Annotated in this window: 20 protein-coding genes and 1 pseudogene; 7 read left to right on the top strand and 14 right to left on the bottom strand. The window is 38.5% G+C overall.

Annotated elements, in window-relative coordinates; genetic code table 11:
- Window positions 1–193 precede the first annotated feature (193 nt).
- The 4 genes from ACGEDC_RS20235 to ACGEDC_RS20220 all read right to left on the bottom strand — a co-directional run bounded on the left by ACGEDC_RS20235 (window position 194) and on the right by ACGEDC_RS20220 (window position 3,497).
- On the bottom strand, window positions 194–643 hold the full coding sequence (locus tag ACGEDC_RS20235) for an acyl-CoA thioesterase (protein ID WP_065107921.1): 450 nt from the start codon (window positions 641–643) through the stop codon (window positions 194–196).
- Between the two features lie 143 nt (window positions 644–786).
- Window positions 787–1,365 carry a SixA phosphatase family protein gene (locus ACGEDC_RS20230; RefSeq protein ID WP_394495393.1) on the bottom strand — a complete coding sequence of 193 codons (579 nt, stop codon included), beginning with the start codon at window positions 1,363–1,365 and terminating at the stop codon, window positions 787–789.
- A 25-nt stretch (window positions 1,366–1,390) separates the two neighbouring features.
- A complete protein-coding gene (locus ACGEDC_RS20225) occupies window positions 1,391–2,107 on the bottom strand; it encodes an SIMPL domain-containing protein (RefSeq protein WP_394498430.1) in 717 nt (238 codons plus the stop codon).
- 310 nt (window positions 2,108–2,417) lie between these two features.
- A complete protein-coding gene (locus ACGEDC_RS20220) occupies window positions 2,418–3,497 on the bottom strand; it encodes a TonB family protein (protein WP_394495391.1) in 1,080 nt (359 codons plus the stop codon).
- A gap of 108 nt (window positions 3,498–3,605) precedes the next feature.
- On the opposite strand from ACGEDC_RS20220, the pseudogene ACGEDC_RS20215 reads away from it, so the two are divergent.
- Together ACGEDC_RS20215 and ACGEDC_RS20210 are read left to right on the top strand one after the other, a co-directional pair.
- A pseudogene (locus ACGEDC_RS20215) lies at window positions 3,606–4,203 on the top strand (hypothetical protein); the annotation flags it as partial.
- A 165-nt stretch (window positions 4,204–4,368) separates the two neighbouring features.
- Window positions 4,369–4,956 carry an HD-GYP domain-containing protein gene (locus ACGEDC_RS20210; protein ID WP_394498428.1) on the top strand — a complete coding sequence of 196 codons (588 nt, stop codon included), beginning with the start codon at window positions 4,369–4,371 and terminating at the stop codon, window positions 4,954–4,956.
- Between the two features lie 160 nt (window positions 4,957–5,116).
- On the opposite strand, the gene ACGEDC_RS20205 is transcribed toward ACGEDC_RS20210, so the two are convergent.
- Together ACGEDC_RS20205 and ppsR are read right to left on the bottom strand one after the other, a co-directional pair.
- Entirely contained in the window at window positions 5,117–6,181 is a 1,065-nt protein-coding gene (locus ACGEDC_RS20205) for a 3-deoxy-7-phosphoheptulonate synthase (protein ID WP_394495389.1), read from the bottom strand.
- Between the two features lie 213 nt (window positions 6,182–6,394).
- Window positions 6,395–7,207 carry a posphoenolpyruvate synthetase regulatory kinase/phosphorylase PpsR gene (ppsR, locus tag ACGEDC_RS20200; RefSeq protein WP_055023251.1) on the bottom strand — a complete coding sequence of 271 codons (813 nt, stop codon included), beginning with the start codon at window positions 7,205–7,207 and terminating at the stop codon, window positions 6,395–6,397.
- Window positions 7,208–7,331: 124 nt separating this feature from the next.
- Here ppsR and ppsA point away from each other — a divergent pair, with 124 nt between their 5' ends.
- The 4 genes from ppsA to ACGEDC_RS20180 all read left to right on the top strand — a co-directional run bounded on the left by ppsA (window position 7,332) and on the right by ACGEDC_RS20180 (window position 11,946).
- Complete coding sequence (gene ppsA, locus ACGEDC_RS20195) at window positions 7,332–9,701, top strand: phosphoenolpyruvate synthase (protein ID WP_055023250.1); 2,370 nt, start codon at window positions 7,332–7,334, stop codon at window positions 9,699–9,701.
- A 185-nt stretch (window positions 9,702–9,886) separates the two neighbouring features.
- Window positions 9,887–10,702: a RecX family transcriptional regulator gene (locus ACGEDC_RS20190; protein WP_394495386.1), complete on the top strand. Its 816-nt coding sequence runs from the start codon at window positions 9,887–9,889 to the stop codon at window positions 10,700–10,702.
- Window positions 10,703–10,870: 168 nt separating this feature from the next.
- Window positions 10,871–11,161 carry a putative quinol monooxygenase gene (locus ACGEDC_RS20185; protein ID WP_065107928.1) on the top strand — a complete coding sequence of 97 codons (291 nt, stop codon included), beginning with the start codon at window positions 10,871–10,873 and terminating at the stop codon, window positions 11,159–11,161.
- Between the two features lie 44 nt (window positions 11,162–11,205).
- Complete coding sequence (locus ACGEDC_RS20180; protein WP_394495383.1) at window positions 11,206–11,946, top strand: sulfite exporter TauE/SafE family protein; 741 nt, start codon at window positions 11,206–11,208, stop codon at window positions 11,944–11,946.
- Window positions 11,947–11,987: 41 nt separating this feature from the next.
- Here ACGEDC_RS20180 and ACGEDC_RS20175 read toward each other — a convergent pair whose 3' ends face one another.
- Window positions 11,988–12,914, bottom strand: a complete 927-nt coding sequence (locus ACGEDC_RS20175) for a LysR family transcriptional regulator (protein WP_394495381.1) — start codon at window positions 12,912–12,914, stop codon at window positions 11,988–11,990.
- Between the two features lie 220 nt (window positions 12,915–13,134).
- Here ACGEDC_RS20175 and ACGEDC_RS20170 point away from each other — a divergent pair, with 220 nt between their 5' ends.
- Window positions 13,135–13,830, top strand: coding sequence for an aspartate/glutamate racemase family protein (locus tag ACGEDC_RS20170; protein WP_394495379.1), 696 nt, complete (start codon window positions 13,135–13,137; stop codon window positions 13,828–13,830).
- A gap of 84 nt (window positions 13,831–13,914) precedes the next feature.
- Here ACGEDC_RS20170 and ACGEDC_RS20165 read toward each other — a convergent pair whose 3' ends face one another.
- From ACGEDC_RS20165 to ACGEDC_RS20135, 7 genes are all read right to left on the bottom strand, one after another.
- Window positions 13,915–14,166, bottom strand: a complete 252-nt coding sequence (locus ACGEDC_RS20165; RefSeq protein ID WP_394495376.1) for a hypothetical protein — start codon at window positions 14,164–14,166, stop codon at window positions 13,915–13,917.
- Between the two features lies 1 nt (window position 14,167).
- On the bottom strand, window positions 14,168–15,793 hold the full coding sequence (locus tag ACGEDC_RS20160; protein WP_394495374.1) for a PepSY-associated TM helix domain-containing protein: 1,626 nt from the start codon (window positions 15,791–15,793) through the stop codon (window positions 14,168–14,170).
- A gap of 10 nt (window positions 15,794–15,803) precedes the next feature.
- Entirely contained in the window at window positions 15,804–16,100 is a 297-nt protein-coding gene (locus tag ACGEDC_RS20155; protein WP_065107933.1) for a hypothetical protein, read from the bottom strand.
- Between the two features lie 375 nt (window positions 16,101–16,475).
- Window positions 16,476–16,853, bottom strand: a complete 378-nt coding sequence (locus ACGEDC_RS20150; RefSeq protein WP_055023241.1) for a hypothetical protein — start codon at window positions 16,851–16,853, stop codon at window positions 16,476–16,478.
- Between the two features lie 464 nt (window positions 16,854–17,317).
- Window positions 17,318–17,854, bottom strand: a complete 537-nt coding sequence (locus ACGEDC_RS20145) for a GNAT family N-acetyltransferase (RefSeq protein WP_055023240.1) — start codon at window positions 17,852–17,854, stop codon at window positions 17,318–17,320.
- A gap of 168 nt (window positions 17,855–18,022) precedes the next feature.
- Window positions 18,023–18,688, bottom strand: coding sequence for a tRNA (adenine(22)-N(1))-methyltransferase (locus tag ACGEDC_RS20140; protein WP_055023239.1), 666 nt, complete (start codon window positions 18,686–18,688; stop codon window positions 18,023–18,025).
- A 112-nt stretch (window positions 18,689–18,800) separates the two neighbouring features.
- The gene (locus ACGEDC_RS20135) at window positions 18,801–19,799 is read right to left on the bottom strand and encodes a LacI family DNA-binding transcriptional regulator (RefSeq protein WP_394495370.1); all 999 of its coding nucleotides are present in this window, start codon (window positions 19,797–19,799) and stop codon (window positions 18,801–18,803) included.
- Window positions 19,800–19,870: the final 71 nt, after the last annotated feature.

Raw genomic sequence — 19,870 nt, 5'->3', positions numbered from 1 at the left:
AAAACAATGATTTTAAAACTGGCTTTAGACCTTTGTCTAATAAGCAGGGTGTTTGAGTAAGAAAAGCTACCACTTTTAGGTGGTTGCAGTGTCAAAGTTAAGCTAATTGATTAGTCGAAATTATAAACAGTGTAAGCAATCATTGGGGAAAACGAATACATTCGCCAATGATTGCTATGGGATAATGAAATGACTAAGCAGGGTGTTGGACTGGCCAAACTGGAATTGGGTGACGTTCATTATCGACTGCCACGAATGTGAATACACCTCTAATAGCGTGCTCTCGAAGATCTTGATACATATCCTCAACGTAGATATTTACTTCCACTTTTAAAGATGTATTCCCAACATGAATGACTCGAGCTACGAGCTCAGCAAGGCTCCCAGCAGGAATGGCTTTTTTGAAGTCAATTCGGTCAGAACTCACCGTGACTAATGCTTTACGGCAAAATCGGGTAGCAGCAATAAACGCCGTTTCGTCCATCCATGCAAGGGCATCGCCACCAAAAAGCGTATTATGATGATTGGTATTTGAAGGGAAAATAGCTTTAATGACTTTGGCTTCAGATTGTTCGATTCTGGCTAAAATATCATCGGAGTACTGTGGTGTTTCTTCGTTTTGTTCTTTTTGGGTAAAGGGCATACAACTACCTAATTAATTGCTTAGTACATCTAGTTGGAGGCAGGATTATACGGATAAGTGATTTAAATAGGTAGTTTTGTTAGCAATAACAATATTTAACGAGAGTGATGCAAAAAGTGAGTCATTTTGAGTCGCTGAAAGATTTAGTAGCGAAGAACTAATGTCGACACATTCGTTGAATGTGTGTTGTTTTGACTTTCAATAGTAAGAATATAAACACGATCATACTCTGTCGCTTCATCAATATCTTTACCTGATTCCCCTCCAAGTAAATCGACTAACGCAGGCGTGGTGTTACTGTGGCCGACGATTAAAATATGATTATCGTGTGATGATGTGAGTAATTGTGAAAACGAAGCAAGCTCTTTCGGATCATAAGAAGTAATAGGTAATTTTTGACTATCAGCAGTTGGTTTTGCTGTGAGCTGAGTACGTTTGTAATTTGTGCTGTAAATTGCGGATAAAGAAACAGAGGATAGTAAATGGGCCAATTGCTGGGCTCGTTGTTGACCTGCTTTTGATAACTGAGGATCTTTACCTGATAATTTTTCAGCGTGTCTAACTAATATCAATGTTTTGGTTTTTGACTCATTTACCGTGGTTTCAGCTGCAATTAAACCGCTTGAAAATACCATTAATGTTAAAATGACCAATAAGCCAAAGGTCATGAGTAAACCAGTTATATACCTTCGATTCAGCTCTTTTTTATAGTTATTATCCATTATCTGCCTTCCTTTTTTATTTTTATTAGTCAGCTAAGTAATATTCTATTGTTGATACAACTCGAACCCGTTTTATGTGAGGGTTATTTTTGTCTCTATTTGTAATACTGAACTGCCCTTGAGATGCACGTTTGATTTTTCCAAGTTGGCTTTGTGAGTCGGTCGCAAATTTTTCAGCAACTAAACGTGCATTGTTGGTTGATTGCTCAATCATTTGTGGTTTCACATCATTCAATCGAGTGAAAATGTACTCGATTTGCGCATCATAGTTATTCTGCGAAAATACAATCCCTTGTTTACCGAGCTGCGATATTTCTGGCATGACTTGTCGAACGGTGTCAATCTCTGAAGAGTACACAGTCATTGTTTGTAACGCGGTATAGCGAAACTCAACTGCTTGATTGCCACCATACTGCTGAGCAAGTTTGTCGGTAATCATGGGAGCCGATATTGTAATTTCGTCTGTTTTGATTGAGTGTGAAATTAAAAAATCATTGATAAGTTTGTTCTGCTTTTCAACTTCAACATATAAATCTTCTAGCTGATTACTGGCTGCGGTAAATTGTATCGGCCAAATGACGACATCTGCAGAATATTCGTTCTCTGCTAGACCTTTAACCGTGACGCTCCTATCTAGTAGCTTGTATTCAATTATGGCTTGTTTTAGTAATACACCGAGCACTGCCATACCGATGAATAATAAAAGGCCAAGAATGCTGGCACTGGTTTTAGATTGTGTCATCAAGCGGTTCTCCTTAGCAGTCGGTATTGGTTTAAAATGTAAAGTTACAGTGCAAATAAAGAGTGAATTAACCGAACTGCAACAATTATCTGTTTAAGACCTTAGCCGTAAGTTGACGTGCTCGTCAACTTTTTAACTTAGCGTCGTTGATAATTGACCTGTAAAAGAAGAGGTAGGGTGGAAAGGATCGAATACAATACTTTGTTATTCTGGTGATAAACAGTGGATGGCTTAGCTAATTATATGGATACAAAAAAGCCTTGAGTAGCGTATCATCAAGGCTTTTAGAAACAAATATTTATCAGGGTTGTTAGCCTAATGTGAAATCGAGCCTAACCCGTGTTTCAGCCTTAACGGGTTTGCCATCTTCAAACTTAGGGGCATAGCGCCATTGTTCAAGAACTTTAATGCTTTCATCTTCAAATGCTTTACCACCTGTTGAGTTGACTATTTCAGGTTCAGATACAAAGCCTTGCTCATTAACTGTAAAGCTTAGTACCACCATTCCCTCAACGCCACTTCTTGCTTTACTTATTGGGTAGTTTGGATTGACACGGTAAATTGGAGTTTGTTGTTGCTCTTGGCTCCAAGGTTTCATGCTACCTATGGCAAGGCAATGTTCGGTAGCTTGTTCAGCTTTATTTTTTTGACTATAAAGTGTTACTAATCTCGCATGGGCTGCTAGTTCATATGGGTGAGAATAATCCAACATTTGATATTGTTTGATTACTTCCAGTAATTCTATTTCTGCTTGGTCATATTTTTTATTAGCAAGATATACCGCTGAACTTTCAAATCTTGAGTTAACTAAAACAGTTGAGTCCATTGGCAGGAGTTCGCTGTATATTTCTTTCGCTTGCAGTATATATTTACGTACTTGCTTTTTATCATATTTCGTTTGTACAAGCTTGCTATAAGATGCTGAAAGGGTGTGAGCATATAATATTGGCTGTTCGCTATCTGAAGCAATTTTTCGAGCTTTAGAAAGTAAACCTTTAGCAAGTTTCAAATCCTTAGTTTTATCAGCATAGGTTAAGAGAGGATCAACCAATTGGACACTATCTTCGCCGTAATGTTTTTTATACTGCTCTAATGTTTGTTCATAATATGGTGCAGCGTCTTCATGTTGCTTATTATTGCTAAGCGCTATGGCTAAATTAAAACCTAGATTGGTCGTATCGATACTGGTTTCACCGTAGATATGTTGACCTAAGTCATAAGCTTGTTGGGCCGCTTGAGCAGCTTGTTGGGTATTCCCTGCTTTAAATGCGACATTATAAGCATCGTAAGCTTGTTTGAATTCTTCCGGAGTTGCATTTACTTGCGAAGAAAGTAATAAGGTGCTTAAAAGTATGCTGGTAAAACTGACATTATTTGTACTACGACTCATTCCAATTCCTTTGAATATTACTCATCATTCCATGTTGTATTAGAGGATTGTAGCCTTTGCCTTATTTCATAACAATATAATTTACTCATCAAAGTAATTGATGTGCTGATGATAGATGCTGTCTGTTGCGTTATTGAAAAACTCGACAATAATTACTTGAAGGAAAGCGGGGTAATCGAAATACTCATGCCACTTCAGGGAAGAAATATGTCATTAGCAGATAACGTACTCATTGAAAAAACGGCAGAAGGGGATTCGCTTACATTTTGGCGCCGAGTTATCTTTTATCGTATTTTTACCTTGTTAGCTATTGCCTGTGTACCTGTCTATTTCACTAGTGTTTATCTTTGTATTCAAGCTGACCTACTTTCAATGGCTGTGTTCGATACCATAGTTTACGCTATTTTACTGTTCATCATTTACGATAAAAACCTCAGTGATAGGACTCGTTTTTCTATCGGCAGCTTATTAGCTTTTAGCATAGGTTTTGGTTTTTTAGTGGCGATAGGACCAAGTGGGGCAGGTTTTTTTGGTTATTCATTTTTCCACCATTAACATGTATTTTGTTGGGAAAAAAGCCAGTAACCTTGCACAGGTAATCAATGCAGTATCACTGGTCATTCTTGGTTTTACATATCATTTTGATTTACATATATGGCCTAGTATTGATGGCTATAATTGGGTGATTTGGGCCGTTGTGGTTGTCAATTTTATTGTGACCAATGCCATTGTTACCATTTCAACCGCTTATTTGTTAGGTAAGTTATCAAGTTCACTAGAAAGCACTTCAACATCAAGGCGAGCAACCGTCATTGGGTTAGCTAAATTGGCAGAGTATAGAGACAACGAAACTGGCGCTCATTTACTTAGAATGCAACAGTATGCATCCATGTTAGCCAAACAACGTTATGTAGATCATGATGCACCAGAAGAGCTGACTAAAGCGTTTATTACTGAGATAGCCTTATCCTCGGTACTGCACGATATCGGTAAAGTTGGCATTGCCGATGCGATTTTATTAAAGCCAGGCAAGTTAACGGCTGATGAGTTTGAACATATTAAAGCGCATCCTGTCATTGGAGCCCAAGTGCTTGAAAGCATCACTCAATTTGCACCTGAGTGTGGCTATATTAAAATGGGTCGAGATATTGCCGGTGGTCATCATGAAAAGTGGGATGGCAGTGGCTACCCAAAAGGCCTATCTGGGATTGAGATCCCTTTATCTGCAAGAATTGTAGCCTTAGTGGATGTTTACGATGCACTCACTTCACCACGCTGTTATAAAAAGCCTTTTACCCATCAACAAGCGGTTTCACTAATTTTAGAAGGTAAAGGAAAGCACTTTGATCCTAAACTCGTGGAGAGTTTTATGGCTATTCATACATTGTTTGAAAAGTTATCTTTACAATCTCTGGATGAAGATACGAGCCCGCTTAGTGTTACATTTCTGCCCAGCTAGTTAATCGGACTTCATAAAAGGCTCAGTTATTTGGCTTTAGAAACAAAAATACCAATCATATGATTGGTATTTTGAAATATAACTCATGTTATTGTTTAAGCCATTACTATTACTACCACATTGCAGTAAATAGTCTATTTAGCATTACCCAATATTATTGTTATTTTGCTAGTAGAGCACGGCGATCTTTTGATGCTTGCGCTAGGTTTCTAAGTAATTTTTCAGAATCTTCCCAGTGCAGACAGGCATCGGTGATGCTTTGACCATAGGTTAATGGCTGGCCGTCAACGACTTTCTGATTACCTTCAACCATAAAACTCTCTGCCATAATACCGGCAACAGCAGTGCTACCGTTACGCATTTGTTCCATAATACTATCGGCAACGTTGAGCTGATTTTTATGTTTCTTTTCACTATTGCCATGACTGAAATCAACAACGATACGCTGAGTTACATCCACTTTTTCAAGTTGCGATCGAACTGATTCGATATCTTCGGCTGAGTAGTTCGGCTTTTTGCCACCACGTAAAATGATATGGCCGTATGGGTTACCGTGGGTACGGTAAACAGCCATTGCTCCATCTTTATCTGGAGAATAAAAAATATGTGGCACTTGTGCTGCACGTACTGCATCAACCGCAATGTTGATATTGCCATCTGTCCCATTTTTAAATCCGACAGGGCATGATAATGCTGATGCCATTTCACGGTGAATTTGGCTTTCAGTTGTGCGGGCACCGATCGCACCCCAAGTGATTAAATCAGCAATGTATTGGCCATTGACCATGTCTAAGAATTCAGTTGCAATTGGCAATTTAAGTTCAGTGATTTGCTGTAATAAATGGCGAGCCATTCTCAAGCCTTTATTAGGGCTAAAACTACCGTCTAGATCAGGATCTGAAATTAATCCTTTCCAACCAACAATAGTACGAGGTTTCTCAAAATAGACACGCATAACAATGCATAAGTCTTCTTTTAACTCGTGATGTAATTTCGCTAAACGTTGAGCGTAATCTAAAGCAGCTTCCGTATCGTGAATGGAGCAAGGGCCAATAATGACTAAAAGTCTTTGATCTTCGCCTGCTATGATGGCTTCGACTTCACGACGTTGCTCAACTAAGTAGTCAGCAGCATCTTGGGTTAATGGGTATTCAGATGCGAGTTGCGCAGGTGAAATTACCTTACATAAAAGAGAGGTACGTAGTTCGTCAGTTTTAATTGTCATTCATTTTACCGAGCATGTTTGCGATGAATTAACATCATATTGCTCGGGATTATAACGAATTAGCAGGCGATAGACACGCTGAAATCGACGAAGTTATTGAACAAAAGTGGATAATTTGACCTAAGTTAGCTGAAAATGCTGTTAGTTCAGCATTTTCGCTAACATGAATAATACGTTAAATTAGATTTAAGGCATTAAATAGCATAATAAAACTTAAAACATGTGGCGTTTTAAGCCTGTGACATCAAGAATTTTTGCTGAAATTTCTTCAACAGAGTGGAAGGTGGTGTTTACAAACGGGATACGTTCTTTTTTATACAACATTTCGACTTCTTTCACTTCGATTCGACACTGCCTTAAAGAAGAGTAGCGGCTATTTTCCATTCTGCCTTGACGGATCTCATGCAGGCGGTTGGGATCAATGGTTAAACCAAACAGTTTAGATTTATTACGCTTTAACGCCTCGGGTAACTTTAAGTTATCCATATCATCTTCAGTGAACGGATAGTTAGCAGCTTTAATACCAAATTGCATCGATAAATATAAACTTGAAGGGGTTTTACCACAGCGTGAAACACCCAATAAAATGATGTCGGCTTTGTCCATATGCTTCATGGTTTGGCCATCATCGTTCTCCATTGTGTAATTTATCGCTTCTATCCGAGAGTCATAGCCCAAGTTACTTTTACCATGGGTACGGTTCATCACCGGCTGGGCTTCGATACCTAATTGTTTTTCTAACGGGCTAACGAAAGTGTTTAAAAAATCATAATCCAACCCTTCGCTGGAATAAATGATGTCCCGAATTTCTGGTTTAACGATTGAGTGGAAAAGTATAGGTCTTTCGCCTGTTGTAATAAAACAATCATTTATTTGTTGCTTAACCTTCTCTGCTTTTTGAATCGTTTCGACAAACGGAATTGTAAACGTCTCAAATTCCACAGGAAATTGTGAGAGTACGGCATGACCAAAGACTTCTGCTGTGATTGCTGTGCCATCTGATATATAAAATACTTTTGGTGCCATTATGACCTCTTGTAGTAATAAAATTACAAATAAAATTATAGATTTACGTCACTTGTGTGGGAGTGTAGAATGCCGCTGCCCTCGTGTGAAGGGGCCATTGAAATAAACTTGTGGAGAGATAACTGTGCAGCAATACATACTCTGGTATCAAGAACTAGGCATGGGTGATGTAAACAAGGTTGGCGGTAAGAATGCGTCACTTGGTGAAATGATCAGTAACCTAGCAAACGCTGGTGTTCAAGTCCCCGGTGGATTTGCTACAACCTCTCATGCGTTTAATGAGTTTCTAGAGCAAAGTGGTGTTAACCAGAAAATTTTCGATATTCTAGCAACATTGGATGTTGATGACGTAAATGAATTAGCGAAAGTTGGTGCACAGATCAGACAATGGGTAATCGATACCCCATTTCAACCAGAACTAGAAGATGCGATTCGTGAAGCTTACGAGCAACTTTCTAGCGAGACCCAAGAAGCATCATTTGCAGTGCGTTCATCAGCAACAGCTGAAGATATGCCAGATGCTTCATTTGCTGGTCAACAAGAAACTTTCCTAAACGTTAAAGGCTTTGATGCTGTATTACTTGCGATTAAGCATGTATACGCTTCGCTATTTAACGACCGTGCAATTTCTTATCGTGTCCACCAAGGTTACGAGCATCAAGGTGTCGCATTATCTGCTGGCGTACAACGAATGGTACGTTCAGATAAAGCATCATCAGGTGTTATGTTCACTATGGACACTGAGTCAGGTAATAACGACGTTGTCTTTATCACTTCATCATTTGGTTTAGGTGAAATGGTTGTACAAGGCGCGGTTAACCCTGATGAATTCTACGTGCACAAACCAATTTTAGCGCAAGGGCATCAAGCCGTTGTGCGCCGTAATATCGGCAGCAAGTTAATTCAGATGGTTTACTCTGATGATGCTTCACATGGCAAACAAGTTAAAATCGAAGATATCCCAGCTGAGCAACGTGGCGTATTCTCAATTAACGATGAAGAAGTCATGGAGCTGGCGAAACAAGCGGTTATCATTGAGCAGCATTACGGACGTCCAATGGACATCGAGTGGGCTAAAGATGGTAACGACGGCAAACTTTATATCGTTCAAGCACGCCCTGAAACAGTTCGCAGCCGTGAAGATGTGCAGCTGATTGAGCGTTACCACCTTAAAACTAAAGGTGACGTAGTTTCTGAAGGTCGTGCAATCGGTCATAAAATCGGTACAGGTGTGGCTAAAGTGCTTGCTTCTATCGACGATATGGATCAAATCGAGCCTGGTGATGTATTAGTTACCGACATGACTGACCCAGATTGGGAACCAATCATGAAGCGTGCTAGTGCGATTGTTACTAACCGTGGTGGCCGTACTTGTCACGCAGCAATTATTGCGCGTGAACTAGGTGTTCCAGCTGTTGTAGGTTGTGGTGATGTGACTGACCATATCAAGAACGGTCAAACAGTGACGGTTTCTTGTGCTGAAGGTGACACTGGTTTCATTTACGATGGTAAGCAAGAATTTGAAGTTGTGACCAATCGTGTTGATTCATTACCTGAATTACCAATGAAGATCATGATGAACGTGGGTAACCCAGATCGTGCATTCGATTTTGCCCGTTTACCAAATGAAGGTGTTGGTTTAGCGCGTCTAGAATTCATCATCAACCGTATGATTGGTATTCACCCTAAAGCATTACTTGAATTCAACTCACAACCCGCTGAGCTTCAGCAAGAAATCAATGAGATGATTGCAGGTTATGAGTCTCCAGTTGAATACTATGTTGCTCGCTTAGTTGAAGGTATCGCAACGATTGGTAGTGCTTTCTATCCTAAGAAAGTTATCGTACGTATGTCAGACTTTAAGTCTAACGAATACGCTAACCTTGTTGGTGGTGACCGTTATGAGCCAGAAGAAGAAAACCCAATGTTGGGTTTCCGTGGTGCTAGCCGTTACATTTCTGAGTCATTCCGTGACTGTTTTGCACTAGAGTGTGAAGCAATTAAGCGTGTGCGCAATGAAATGGGCCTTAAAAACGTTGAAATCATGATCCCATTCGTTCGTACAGTTGACGAAGCGGCGCAAGTGATTGAACTATTGAAAGAGCAAGGCCTAGAGCGTGGTAAAGACGGTTTACGCGTTATCATGATGTGTGAGTTACCTTCAAATGCATTGCTTGCAGACCAGTTCTTAGAGCACTTTGATGGCTTCTCAATCGGTTCAAATGATTTAACTCAGTTAACGTTAGGTCTAGACCGTGACTCTGGCATCATCAGCCATCTATTTGATGAGCGTAATGATGCAGTTAAAGCATTATTATCGTTAGCGATTAAAGCGGCTAAAGCGAAAGGTGCATATGTTGGAATTTGTGGGCAAGGCCCATCTGACCATGCCGACTTTGCTCAATGGTTAGTTGAACAAGGTATCGATACTGTATCACTTAACCCTGATACCGTAATCGACACTTGGTTATACCTAGCAGAAGATCATGCATAATCGATTGCTTGAAACGTCTTAATGACGTTACAAAAAAGCCGCTTAATAGCGGCTTTTTTTGCCTTTAAGATCAGTATTAGCGCTAAATTTACAAATGACTTGAGTGCTCACTCGACAATCTATTCATCTGAATAACGTATATCTGCTAGACTCAGTAGGTTTTTGGTTATTAAAGAAATTCAACTATGAATCGGACTCCGTTAAAGCAAGCGAAAACAATTGATAATGTGTTCAATAGTGCATATTGGCATCTTAGCCAACAAGATTTCACTATTGAAGAAATTCGTCAAAAGCTGCTGCGAAAAACAGACAAGATTGAATGGATTGATAAAGTGTTGGCTCACCTAATCGAAAGGGGTTACCTAAAAACAAATTACGAGTTTGCTGTACGCTTTTGCGAGCTTGCCTATAGTAACGAACAAGGTAATGGAGCGATTAAAGGTAGATTACAACAACGTGGAGTTGAACTAACCGATATTGAACGTGCAATTGAGCATGTTATGTTTGAGCAAAATATTGATCTTAATATTCTTGCTTCAGCTAGGTTGAGTAATAAGTATGATAACTTTTTAAGTACCACTAAAGAAAAAGTGTATAGCCAAATGACCACCAAAGGCTTTACGCGTGCGCAAATCGATTACGCTTTATCAATTCACCCACAAAAAGACACTTTACGCTCAAAGCTCTCTATTAAAGCTGAGAAAGCTGATTTAAAGATAGAAATCATAAAACTATATAACAAAGGCAAAGGTAAGAAAGTCATTTTACAAGAACTAACACAGCGTTTAATTGATGTCAGTGACTTTGAGAATGTGGTTTATCAGTTAACCTTGTCTCAAGAGGTTGATTTTTATGAGAGCTGTCAAAAGCAACTTGCTAAAAAGAGATATGTTCTTAGTGATTACAACGAAAAATCCAAAGCTTATGCCTACTTAATGCGAAAAGGCTTTAATAGCGACGAAATTAAAGAAGCCTTCTCTGCAGCTGTCGACTCCGAATAAAAAACAACTATTTGTGTTTAGCAAACATCTCTATTTGTGATGTTGGTTATCAATTAAAAATTGAAAATGTTTCAATAATTAGCGTGTTTTTGTTGTTTAAAAATAGCGATATTATGTATTCATCAACACGGTTCACAAAGATCCAAATACATTATTAAGGGCTAAATTATGAGTAAATTAACGATTGTTGCCAACATTATTGCAAAAGCAGACAAAGTCGAATTGGTTAAAGCAGAGCTAGTAAAATTGATTGATGTAACTCGAGCTGAAGAAGGTTGTATTAATTATGACTTACATCAAGATAATGAAAATCCTGCTCATTTTTTATTTTATGAAAACTGGCAGTCACGTGAGTTATGGCAAACACATATGAACAATACACATTTAGCTGACTACATGGCTGCGACAGAAGGCGCTGTCGACTCGTTTGTATTGAATGAAATGACTCATATCGGTTAATTAATTGATAAAAGCCTTTTTGAACAAGGCTTTTTTGGCGTTTTATGATTTCAGATTTTAACTTTTATCTTGCCGCTATACCCGCAGTGTTTTTTTATGGCATGGGCAAAGGGGGCGTAGGAGGTATTTTGGGAATGCTGTCAGTACCGCTGATGGCATTAACTGTTTCGCCTATACAAGCCGCAGCAATATTATTACCTCTGTTATGCGTTATGGACTTGATTGCCCTTTATTACCATCGAAAAAATTGTAACTACCATGAGTTAAAGCAAATGCTGCCTTTTGCCATCATAGGTATTATTGTTGCTGCTTATTTTATGGGAAGTATGCCTGCACATATCGTGGAGTTTATAATTGGTGGCTTAGCAATGGCTTTTCTAGCGCAAAAATTTCTATGTAAAAAAAGCCAGACTCCTTCAAAAGTTAATAATCACCTGTTAATGCTGACGTCAGGTTTTGCCAGCACGATTGCCCACGCTGGTGGTCCACCAGTGAGTATGGCGTTATTACCTAAAAATTTACCTAAAGCGCAATTAATTGGTACAAGTGTGGTGTTTTTTGCCCTGATTAACTTTATAAAGCTTATTCCATATACCTATATGGGGCAGTTTGATGCAGCAAACCTGAATACCTCATTATTGTTAGTGCCAATAGCTTTTTTAGGTGTAAGAACAGGTGTTTGGCTGGTTAATCGCATTTCACAGCAGTTGATTTATACCTTTAGTTATTGGGTATTATTTCTAGTTGGCATAAAAATGATCTATTCAGGAGTCACTGGTGGGTAAACTAAAAACAAAGGTTAGGGCACGTCCGTGAACACTTGATTTTAATCATTGGCAATTATGCCTTTATTTACCAGTTGAGTTTTCAGCCCTGCGACTTTATCCCTAAACAAATCACGTAATCGTCTCACTGTAGGGGTGATTGACTGGCGGCTTGGACAAATTAACCACAGCTCTGTCGGGGTAGCTTGATAATCTAATAACAGTGGCGTGACGCGTTCATTGAGTAAATCATCAGCCATATCTAAGCATGATTTTATCGCTATACCTTGCCCCGAAACACACCAACGTCTCACTAAATCGCCATCATTGGAACTTCGGTTACCGACAAGTTTAGTTTTAATCGTGTCCTGCTGTTGGGTAAATGTCCACTCATCTTGAACGACCTCACGCAGTTGATACAAAAGTGCATTGTGATTTTTTAACTCGTGCGGATGCTGCGGTTTACCTTGCTTTTTAAGGTATTCGGGAGCTGCGCATATTACACGTGGAATATCGCAGATTTTAAACCCATAAGTACTAGCATCAGTGGGTGAGCCATACCTTAGCGCCATATCAACTGAGTCACGATAAAAATCGATATTACTATCGCTGATATTGCTACGTACGCTAACGTCAGGATTAGAAATAAGGAATTCATCAATCCAAGGGATGACAACATTTCGACCTAGATCTGATGATAGTGCTATTCGGATTTCTCCTTGCAGTACATCAGAGTCATCTCGTACGTTTTGTTGGGCGTTGTCGAGTAATTGAACGGCTTGTTGACAGTGTGGAAGGTAACGCTCTCCCGCTGGTGATAACCTCAGCTGTCGTGTGGTTCTTATGAATAGTTCAACCCCTAAATGTGTCTCGACGCGTTTGACTGCGGCACTGGCTGTCGCAACTCGCATATCAAGGCTGTTTGCTGCAGCAGTTATACTGCGAAACTCTGCTACTTTTAATATCACTTGTAAATCTTGAATCAGCATAATATCAACTAAATTTTGAAAACCTTTTACACATTATAGTGTTGTTAATGATGAAATATTGAGGCAATTGTAAAAGAAGCTCGATAACAATTTGAGCAATATAAGATAGGATTATGAGCATATTGAATGACTGTATGAAAGAGTGGCGTATTAATGGCAGTATGAACAATAAATTGAATTGGATGAATCATTTTTTTCGCATGTAAGATGGGATGACACAATGAAAACAATAGGCTTGTTAGGCGGAATGAGCTGGGAGTCAACCAGCAACTATTACAAGGCAATCAATCAAGGAATCAAGGCGTCACTAGGTGGCTTACATTCAGCCAAAATATGTTTGTTTAGTGTTAACTTTGCTGAGATTGAGTCACTACAGCACCAAGGAGATTGGCAACAAACTGCTGAAATTTTATCAAACGCGGCTAAATCGGTTGAAGCGGGTGGTGCTGATTGTTTACTTATTTGCACTAACACCATGCATAAAGTGGCAGAAGAAGTACAGCGAGCTATCTCTATTCCCTTGCTGCATATAGCCGATGCTACAGCTAGCACTTTGCTTCTAGATGGTGTTCGTACCGTGGGTTTACTTGGCACTCAATTTACCATGTCACAAGATTTTTATAAGGGAAGGTTAACCGAACATCATGATATTGATGTCATTGTCCCGAACGAAACACAACAAAAGATGATTCATCACATTATTTATTCAGAGTTATGTCTTGGTGAGATTAAGGAGTCATCTCGTCACCAATATCTTGAAATAATCGATGATCTTTACCAACAGGGGGCTCAAGCGGTCATCTTGGGTTGTACTGAAATTGCCTTATTGGTACAGCAACAAGATACTCAGGTGCCACTTTATGATACGACACAGATTCACGCAGCGAGTGCGGTGAAATTTGCCTTGCATAAGTAAGCGGCTAGCTTATTCCTCACCTATCAATAACTGCTATTAATTAACAGTTAACTCAATGCCTCATTCACTATTGATGCTAACAAGTTAGCTTATATCGTTGGCTGAAATTGTTGTATTACGATTGAAAAAACTCAATATAATCCCGAATAGTGCGACAACAGCAAGGTATACAAAAATTCCACGCGCGGTACCGTATACGGTAATAAACATCACCACAGAAGTAATATTCAATAATGCCGAAAAACCTTTACGGATGTTGTTATTAGTAAATGTACCTGCCGCATTTAATAATAATGTCGCAAAATATGCCGTCATTAACGCGAATAATAATGTCATGCTAGATTCCTTCTTTAAGTTGCAGTGTTGAAGTTTGATACGTTTCATTCAACGATAAAGTGCTATTTAATTTTTGATACATTAGTAATAAAGCAATACCCAAGATGCATAATACTAAATCGACGCCAACAGAGACGTAATGACCTGTAACAAAGACATTAAGAAGGTGACTGTTGGTTAAGATGGCGTCCATTGGCATGATGAGAATCAATAACCAAGATGTGGTAAGGGTGAGGCATTGCATGGCCTTTTTGGCACTCATAACAAAAGGCAGACAGCAAGCCAGAAACCAAGTTATGAAGAACACATAAAATAATAAGCTGGTGGCATCAATACCTGGATACCATTTATTGACAATCAATTGAGTTGGGAACAACACTACGGTAGCTAAAACTAGTCCTGCACAACTACCTATAAGTAATTTATTGAATCTAATATATGTTTCTCGACTATGTGCAGGGTGCTTGGCATTCATACCTCTTTCTATCCATAACATAATGCCTGATATTGGTATCAGTGCAGTACTCAGGCCTAATATCGCCCAAATCGCTTTAATGAAAACGCCGCCAAAATTTCCGAAATGTAATGGAAACATCGCGTCTAGGATTTTTCCTGTTATGCCTTCAAGCCGACCGAAATTTGCTTGGGTGTTAATATACTCAGCATTGCTACCTTGATAAATTAAGGTCTCACCGCCGAGCTGTTCACCACCGGTTCCGAATAAGTAGACTAAAGCATTTTTATCGCCATAGCCCATTATTGCAACACGATTAAATGTTAAGTCTGGTCTTTGTTGTTCGCTAGCTTGTAAAATTGTTGCAATTTTTGTTGGTGCTGTGACCTTGGCCATGATTGGTGGCTTTATTGCGGTAAAGGTTTCAATTAATTTTTCTTGGTCGCCATTAAAGCTGACGTAAGCTGCTGCAGGCACTAAAATGACAGTTGCTAAGCCTAAAAAAGCACCTGTAAATGCAATCATAGAGTGGAAAAGCACAGCCCAAACACTCATTACTTTATGGCCATCATTTAATGCAAGTGAAAAACTTTTACTGAGTCTAAAAGTAAATAATTGAGCCAAAATTTTTCTATGAATAACTATCCCTGTGGCGATCGACACCATTAGTGTTAAGCCTAATAATCCGGTGAGAATTAACCCAATAGGTCGCCCTAAATGTAAGTCTGCATGAAAATGAGCAACGAACGTGGCCATATTGAGTTTAATATGACTAAAAAAGCTCTCCATATCGGTTTTATTAGTGATCTTAAGTGTATTGGGATCTAACTCATAAACTACGCCTTTGTGCTCTTCCTTGCCATTTTCATCAATAAAGTGACCTTCATAAATAAGCCGAACCGTGGCCGAGTTTTTAGCGTCAGGTAGTTGGATATGAACTTCTTCTAAATATTCAGGACCAACTTCAGCGGCATGCTGATGCACTTTTTCTGCTAATTGTGCAGAGGTACTTTCAATTGGACCTCGAATTGCGTTATTTGCCCATACAGTTAATTCTGGTTTTGCAAAAACAGCAACGGCACCTGTAAAGGCAATAATGAACAGTAATATTCCAGTAATGATGCCAACCCAGGAATGGAGTTTATATAGTTTTTTTATTGTTAGACTTTTCATTACTTTACCGTTAACCGACTAATGAGAAATAGGCTAGAAGAGAGTGAGAAATAATCAGCGTCAACATAATTAAATACACGTACTTTACTGAGGTCGCCATATAGCTGTAGATGAAAAGAGCTGTCCAAATAAAAGAAAACAGTAAAATCGGGATACCAATAGCATCATTTTGATGAAAAGGAAGGTAAGTTGTCATCCCTGGGATCATGACAGTTGCTGTTATTAATGCCAGCACAATAGCGGCAAAGCTACGGGCTTTTAAATGTGTGAATGTGGCATTACCTTGGTAACTATCAGTTTTATCCATAAAAGTAATTTGTCTAATCCGAAGTTAACTTAATCTAAATCCTAATGTTAATGATAATTGTTATCGTTACTCGTGTAAAGTGAACTTCCTATCTATTTCGGATTTGGTTTTAATCAGATGTTGTGATTCGAGTAAGGTCAGGGAGCAGATTGAGTTTTCTTGTGAGGTAATTATTCGTTGGCAAGTAAAAGTATAACGAGTTTACAGGATTGAAGTTAACTAGGCATATTAAAACAGTGGTAGCTTTTTCAGTCACACAACTTTGATTTCTTGTCGACTTATACTATATGTATCGAATATTATTTTTAAAAAAATAAGAATTAAAACAGTATATTACAAGCGATTCTCACACTTATAATATACTGATAAACAAAATTATTCAGCAGTTTTACTTACTTTATTGTCAACATACTCGTTAATTGAGATTGCTCTTTGATTAATTCTTCCACATCCACGAGCTAGTTGTGTTCGCTCAACACTATTAACCCCTAAAGCCATGGCTTGGTAAAATCGGCTATTGTATTTATTAATTGATACACGAACTTGTTCTTGATCATATAGACTGAGCACACTTTCAATAGCACTAGTATCTTTACCAATAAAATCATATTTTACATAGCAGTCAGAAAGGTCTTTTAATAATTCGTTTGCAACGTAGTCTTTATGGTTTGGAGCTGATATGTCATCACTTGCAACTGCGCTAAAACTCAATAGGATTCCTAAAGTCGTTAATATCGATTTATATGTTTTCATGTTTAACATCCCAAAATAGTTAATGTCTAGATAAAGGTAATACAATCAAACATTTGCTCAGAAGCATAAAGGGGTAGTATTGCACTCCTTCCTTGAGCTATTGCATCCTTTCCTTGGTTAAATCAATAAATAATTCAGTAACTTGTATTATTACTTGGTAATAATAAAAGCTAAAACTAAATTAACATTGATTAATTAATATTAGCATAAGTATATTTTCTGTCTAACCAGAATTGATTTCAGTTAACATTGAGCAATTATGTGGTTGTGTACTCATAACAATTCGCAGAAAAGTTACAATAGAAATGAAAACATGAGGGAAGTCGTGCCAGCTTGCAGGGGTAGGTTATGTAATTAAGTCATAAGTTCTTGCAAGCAGGCTTAATCGGACAATTAAATCCTTATTAAATTTCATATATCAGCGTTTATTCAAAGAACGGGTAATTGAAATTATTTACAATAAATTACCAATATTTTTGTTTGTTCAGTGCATCAACACAGCTTATAACGCTGTCTTGTTTGCTAATCTCTACCTCATTAAGCGTTTGTGCAATCCAGCCTTCTGGATACGTTAATGTGAAGGGGGCAGTAATAATGGCATCGTTAATCTGCTTAAAGCCAACCTTATTGTAGTAGTTAGGGTCGCCATAACTAAACACACGTTCAACACCAGTTGCTTTAAGATAAGACAAACCTTCAAGAATCAGTTTCTGCCCGATTCCCTGACCTTGGTTCTCGGTATTAATCGCAACAGGAGACAAGATAAATGCGTTTGCGTTATTCGCAGTAACAAGTCGACTGAAGAAGATGCAACCAATAACAAACTCGTTTTCAGTGGCAACAAAACCAATAAGATCCTTTGAGTCAGTTGTTGTGATTAAATCATCGACAAGCCTTGCAATAACTTGCCCTTCATCAGCTCCCTCTGAGTCGGAAAATACATTAGCAAAAAGCTCTATAACGGTTTCTGCTTGACTTGCTTGGTACTGTGCGATTTTCATGGGTGCCTTTTTTACTTAAATGAGAACGTAATAACATCGTTAGAATTAAACTGATTACATGTCGATTAACAGTGTAGCCAAATTTGCTTAATAGGGGCTGAATAAAATTGAACGTACAAAGATAATTATGCCAATAATTTGTGCTTTTATGTACTTACGATCATAAGCTTATAGTAACTGTTCATAAGCGTTAATGACGTTTTTGACCAGCAAGGGTTGTCCTTTTTGAATTCGCTGATAATGCGCTAACGTTTTATGCAGGTATTGCTGATTTATCAATTTTTGCTCTTCGCAATCTGTTTGCCAAAAAAGCTCACCAGTTAAACTAATTGGTTTCATCTTGTCAGCGTTATTGGTGACATGAATGACTTCATAGTAGCGGCCATTTTCTTCAATCAATACTTCCGCTTTTAACGATAAATGTAGATTTGAAAGATTTTGGCGCAGTTCAAATTGGTGATGAACTGGACACAGGAGTATATCTATTACTTGATCAGGATGAGCATGAAGTATGTTAGTGACTAAATCACTCATTAAGTCGCCGCCAATGCCTGCAATGATTACCAAGTGATGGCCTTGGTATTGAGTTAACGGTAATAAGGAAACATCGATACAGTGGGTTTGCCAAGTGTTGGTATCAGCAAAGAAATGGTTCAATTTGTGGCTTAAATTTGACATCAATTCTGGCACAATATCAACAAAATGGACCTTAGCAGATTGTTGTTTTAATAGTGCAGCGCCGAGGTAACCATGATCGCAGCAACAATCCCAAATATGATCAAACCCTGGTTCTACCATATGACATATTTGTAATAAGCGTTTACTGAGTTTCATTAGTTTATCTAGCCAGATCCTAAAAAGGCGCTATTTTAGTCGGTTTTAATGCTTTTTGCTGCAATATTTACAGAACGTACTTCAATTTTTTACAATGAAAATGGTCGATAATTTATAAGGCTTGAGTAGACTCTCTTATCACTAACTCTGGTGAATAAGATGATGATTGTGCTGTTGGATTAATATTAGCTGACAGGGCTAATAAGGCCGCATTTTTAGCCATAGAATCAATAGGGTAACGTAAGGTTGTTAGCTTAGGTCTTGAATAACGTGATAATAACACGTCATCAAAGCCGATGACGGAAACATCATTAGGTACTGACAAGCCTTTATCTTCAAGGGTAGAAATAACGCCAATTGCCATAGCGTCGTTATATACAAATATGGCACTGAAGGGAGTATTTTGTTTAAGTAAATCTTGAGCCGCTTGTTCTCCACCTTGCAGGCTAGGTGATCCATAGGTGATTAATTTATCATTGAGTGTTAAGCCATGACTTGCTAAACCACGTTGAAATCCTGCCAAACGTTCTTTTGGATCATCAATATCCAGATTACTGTTCACACACGCAATATTGCTATGATTTAACTCGGAGAAATAGTCAGCCGCTTTTTGACCACCAATGTGGTTATCAAGCCAAATACAGCGGTGACTGATTGCTTCAATATAGCGATCAATTAATACAAACTTTGGGTTATCGTTAAACAAAGCGATTAATGTTTCATCTGGTATTTTTTTGCTATGAATCACGATTGATTCACAGCGCTGTTGCATCAAAGACGTTATCGCTTTCATTTCTGATTCAGCACTCACTTGGCCTGTACTGATAAGTAGCTGCACTTTATTTTCTCGCGCAATTTGGTCGATTCCATTGGCGAGTGCTGCAAAAAATGGGTCAGCAACATCAGGAATAACCACACCAATGGTAGCTGCTTTTTTCATGACCAATGAACGGGCATTAATATTGGGCTGATACCCCATAGTGCTAATTAGGTGTTGAATACGTTCTCGGGTTTTAGCGCCCACTTTGGGTCCATTATTAACGACACGCGATACAGTAGCCACAGATACATTGGCGGCTCTGGCGATATCTTTAATGGTTGCTTTTGACACAACATATCCTGAATGAAAGTTATTAGTAGCAGTAAATTACCTTTCTAACTCGGGTTTAGCAAACAAATAGT

Source organism: Shewanella sp. ENK2, assembly GCF_043568515.1.
Lineage (GTDB): Bacteria > Pseudomonadota > Gammaproteobacteria > Enterobacterales > Shewanellaceae > Shewanella > Shewanella japonica.
Note: the sequence above shows the minus strand (reverse complement) of the source record. Positions and strands in the feature narration are given on the sequence as shown.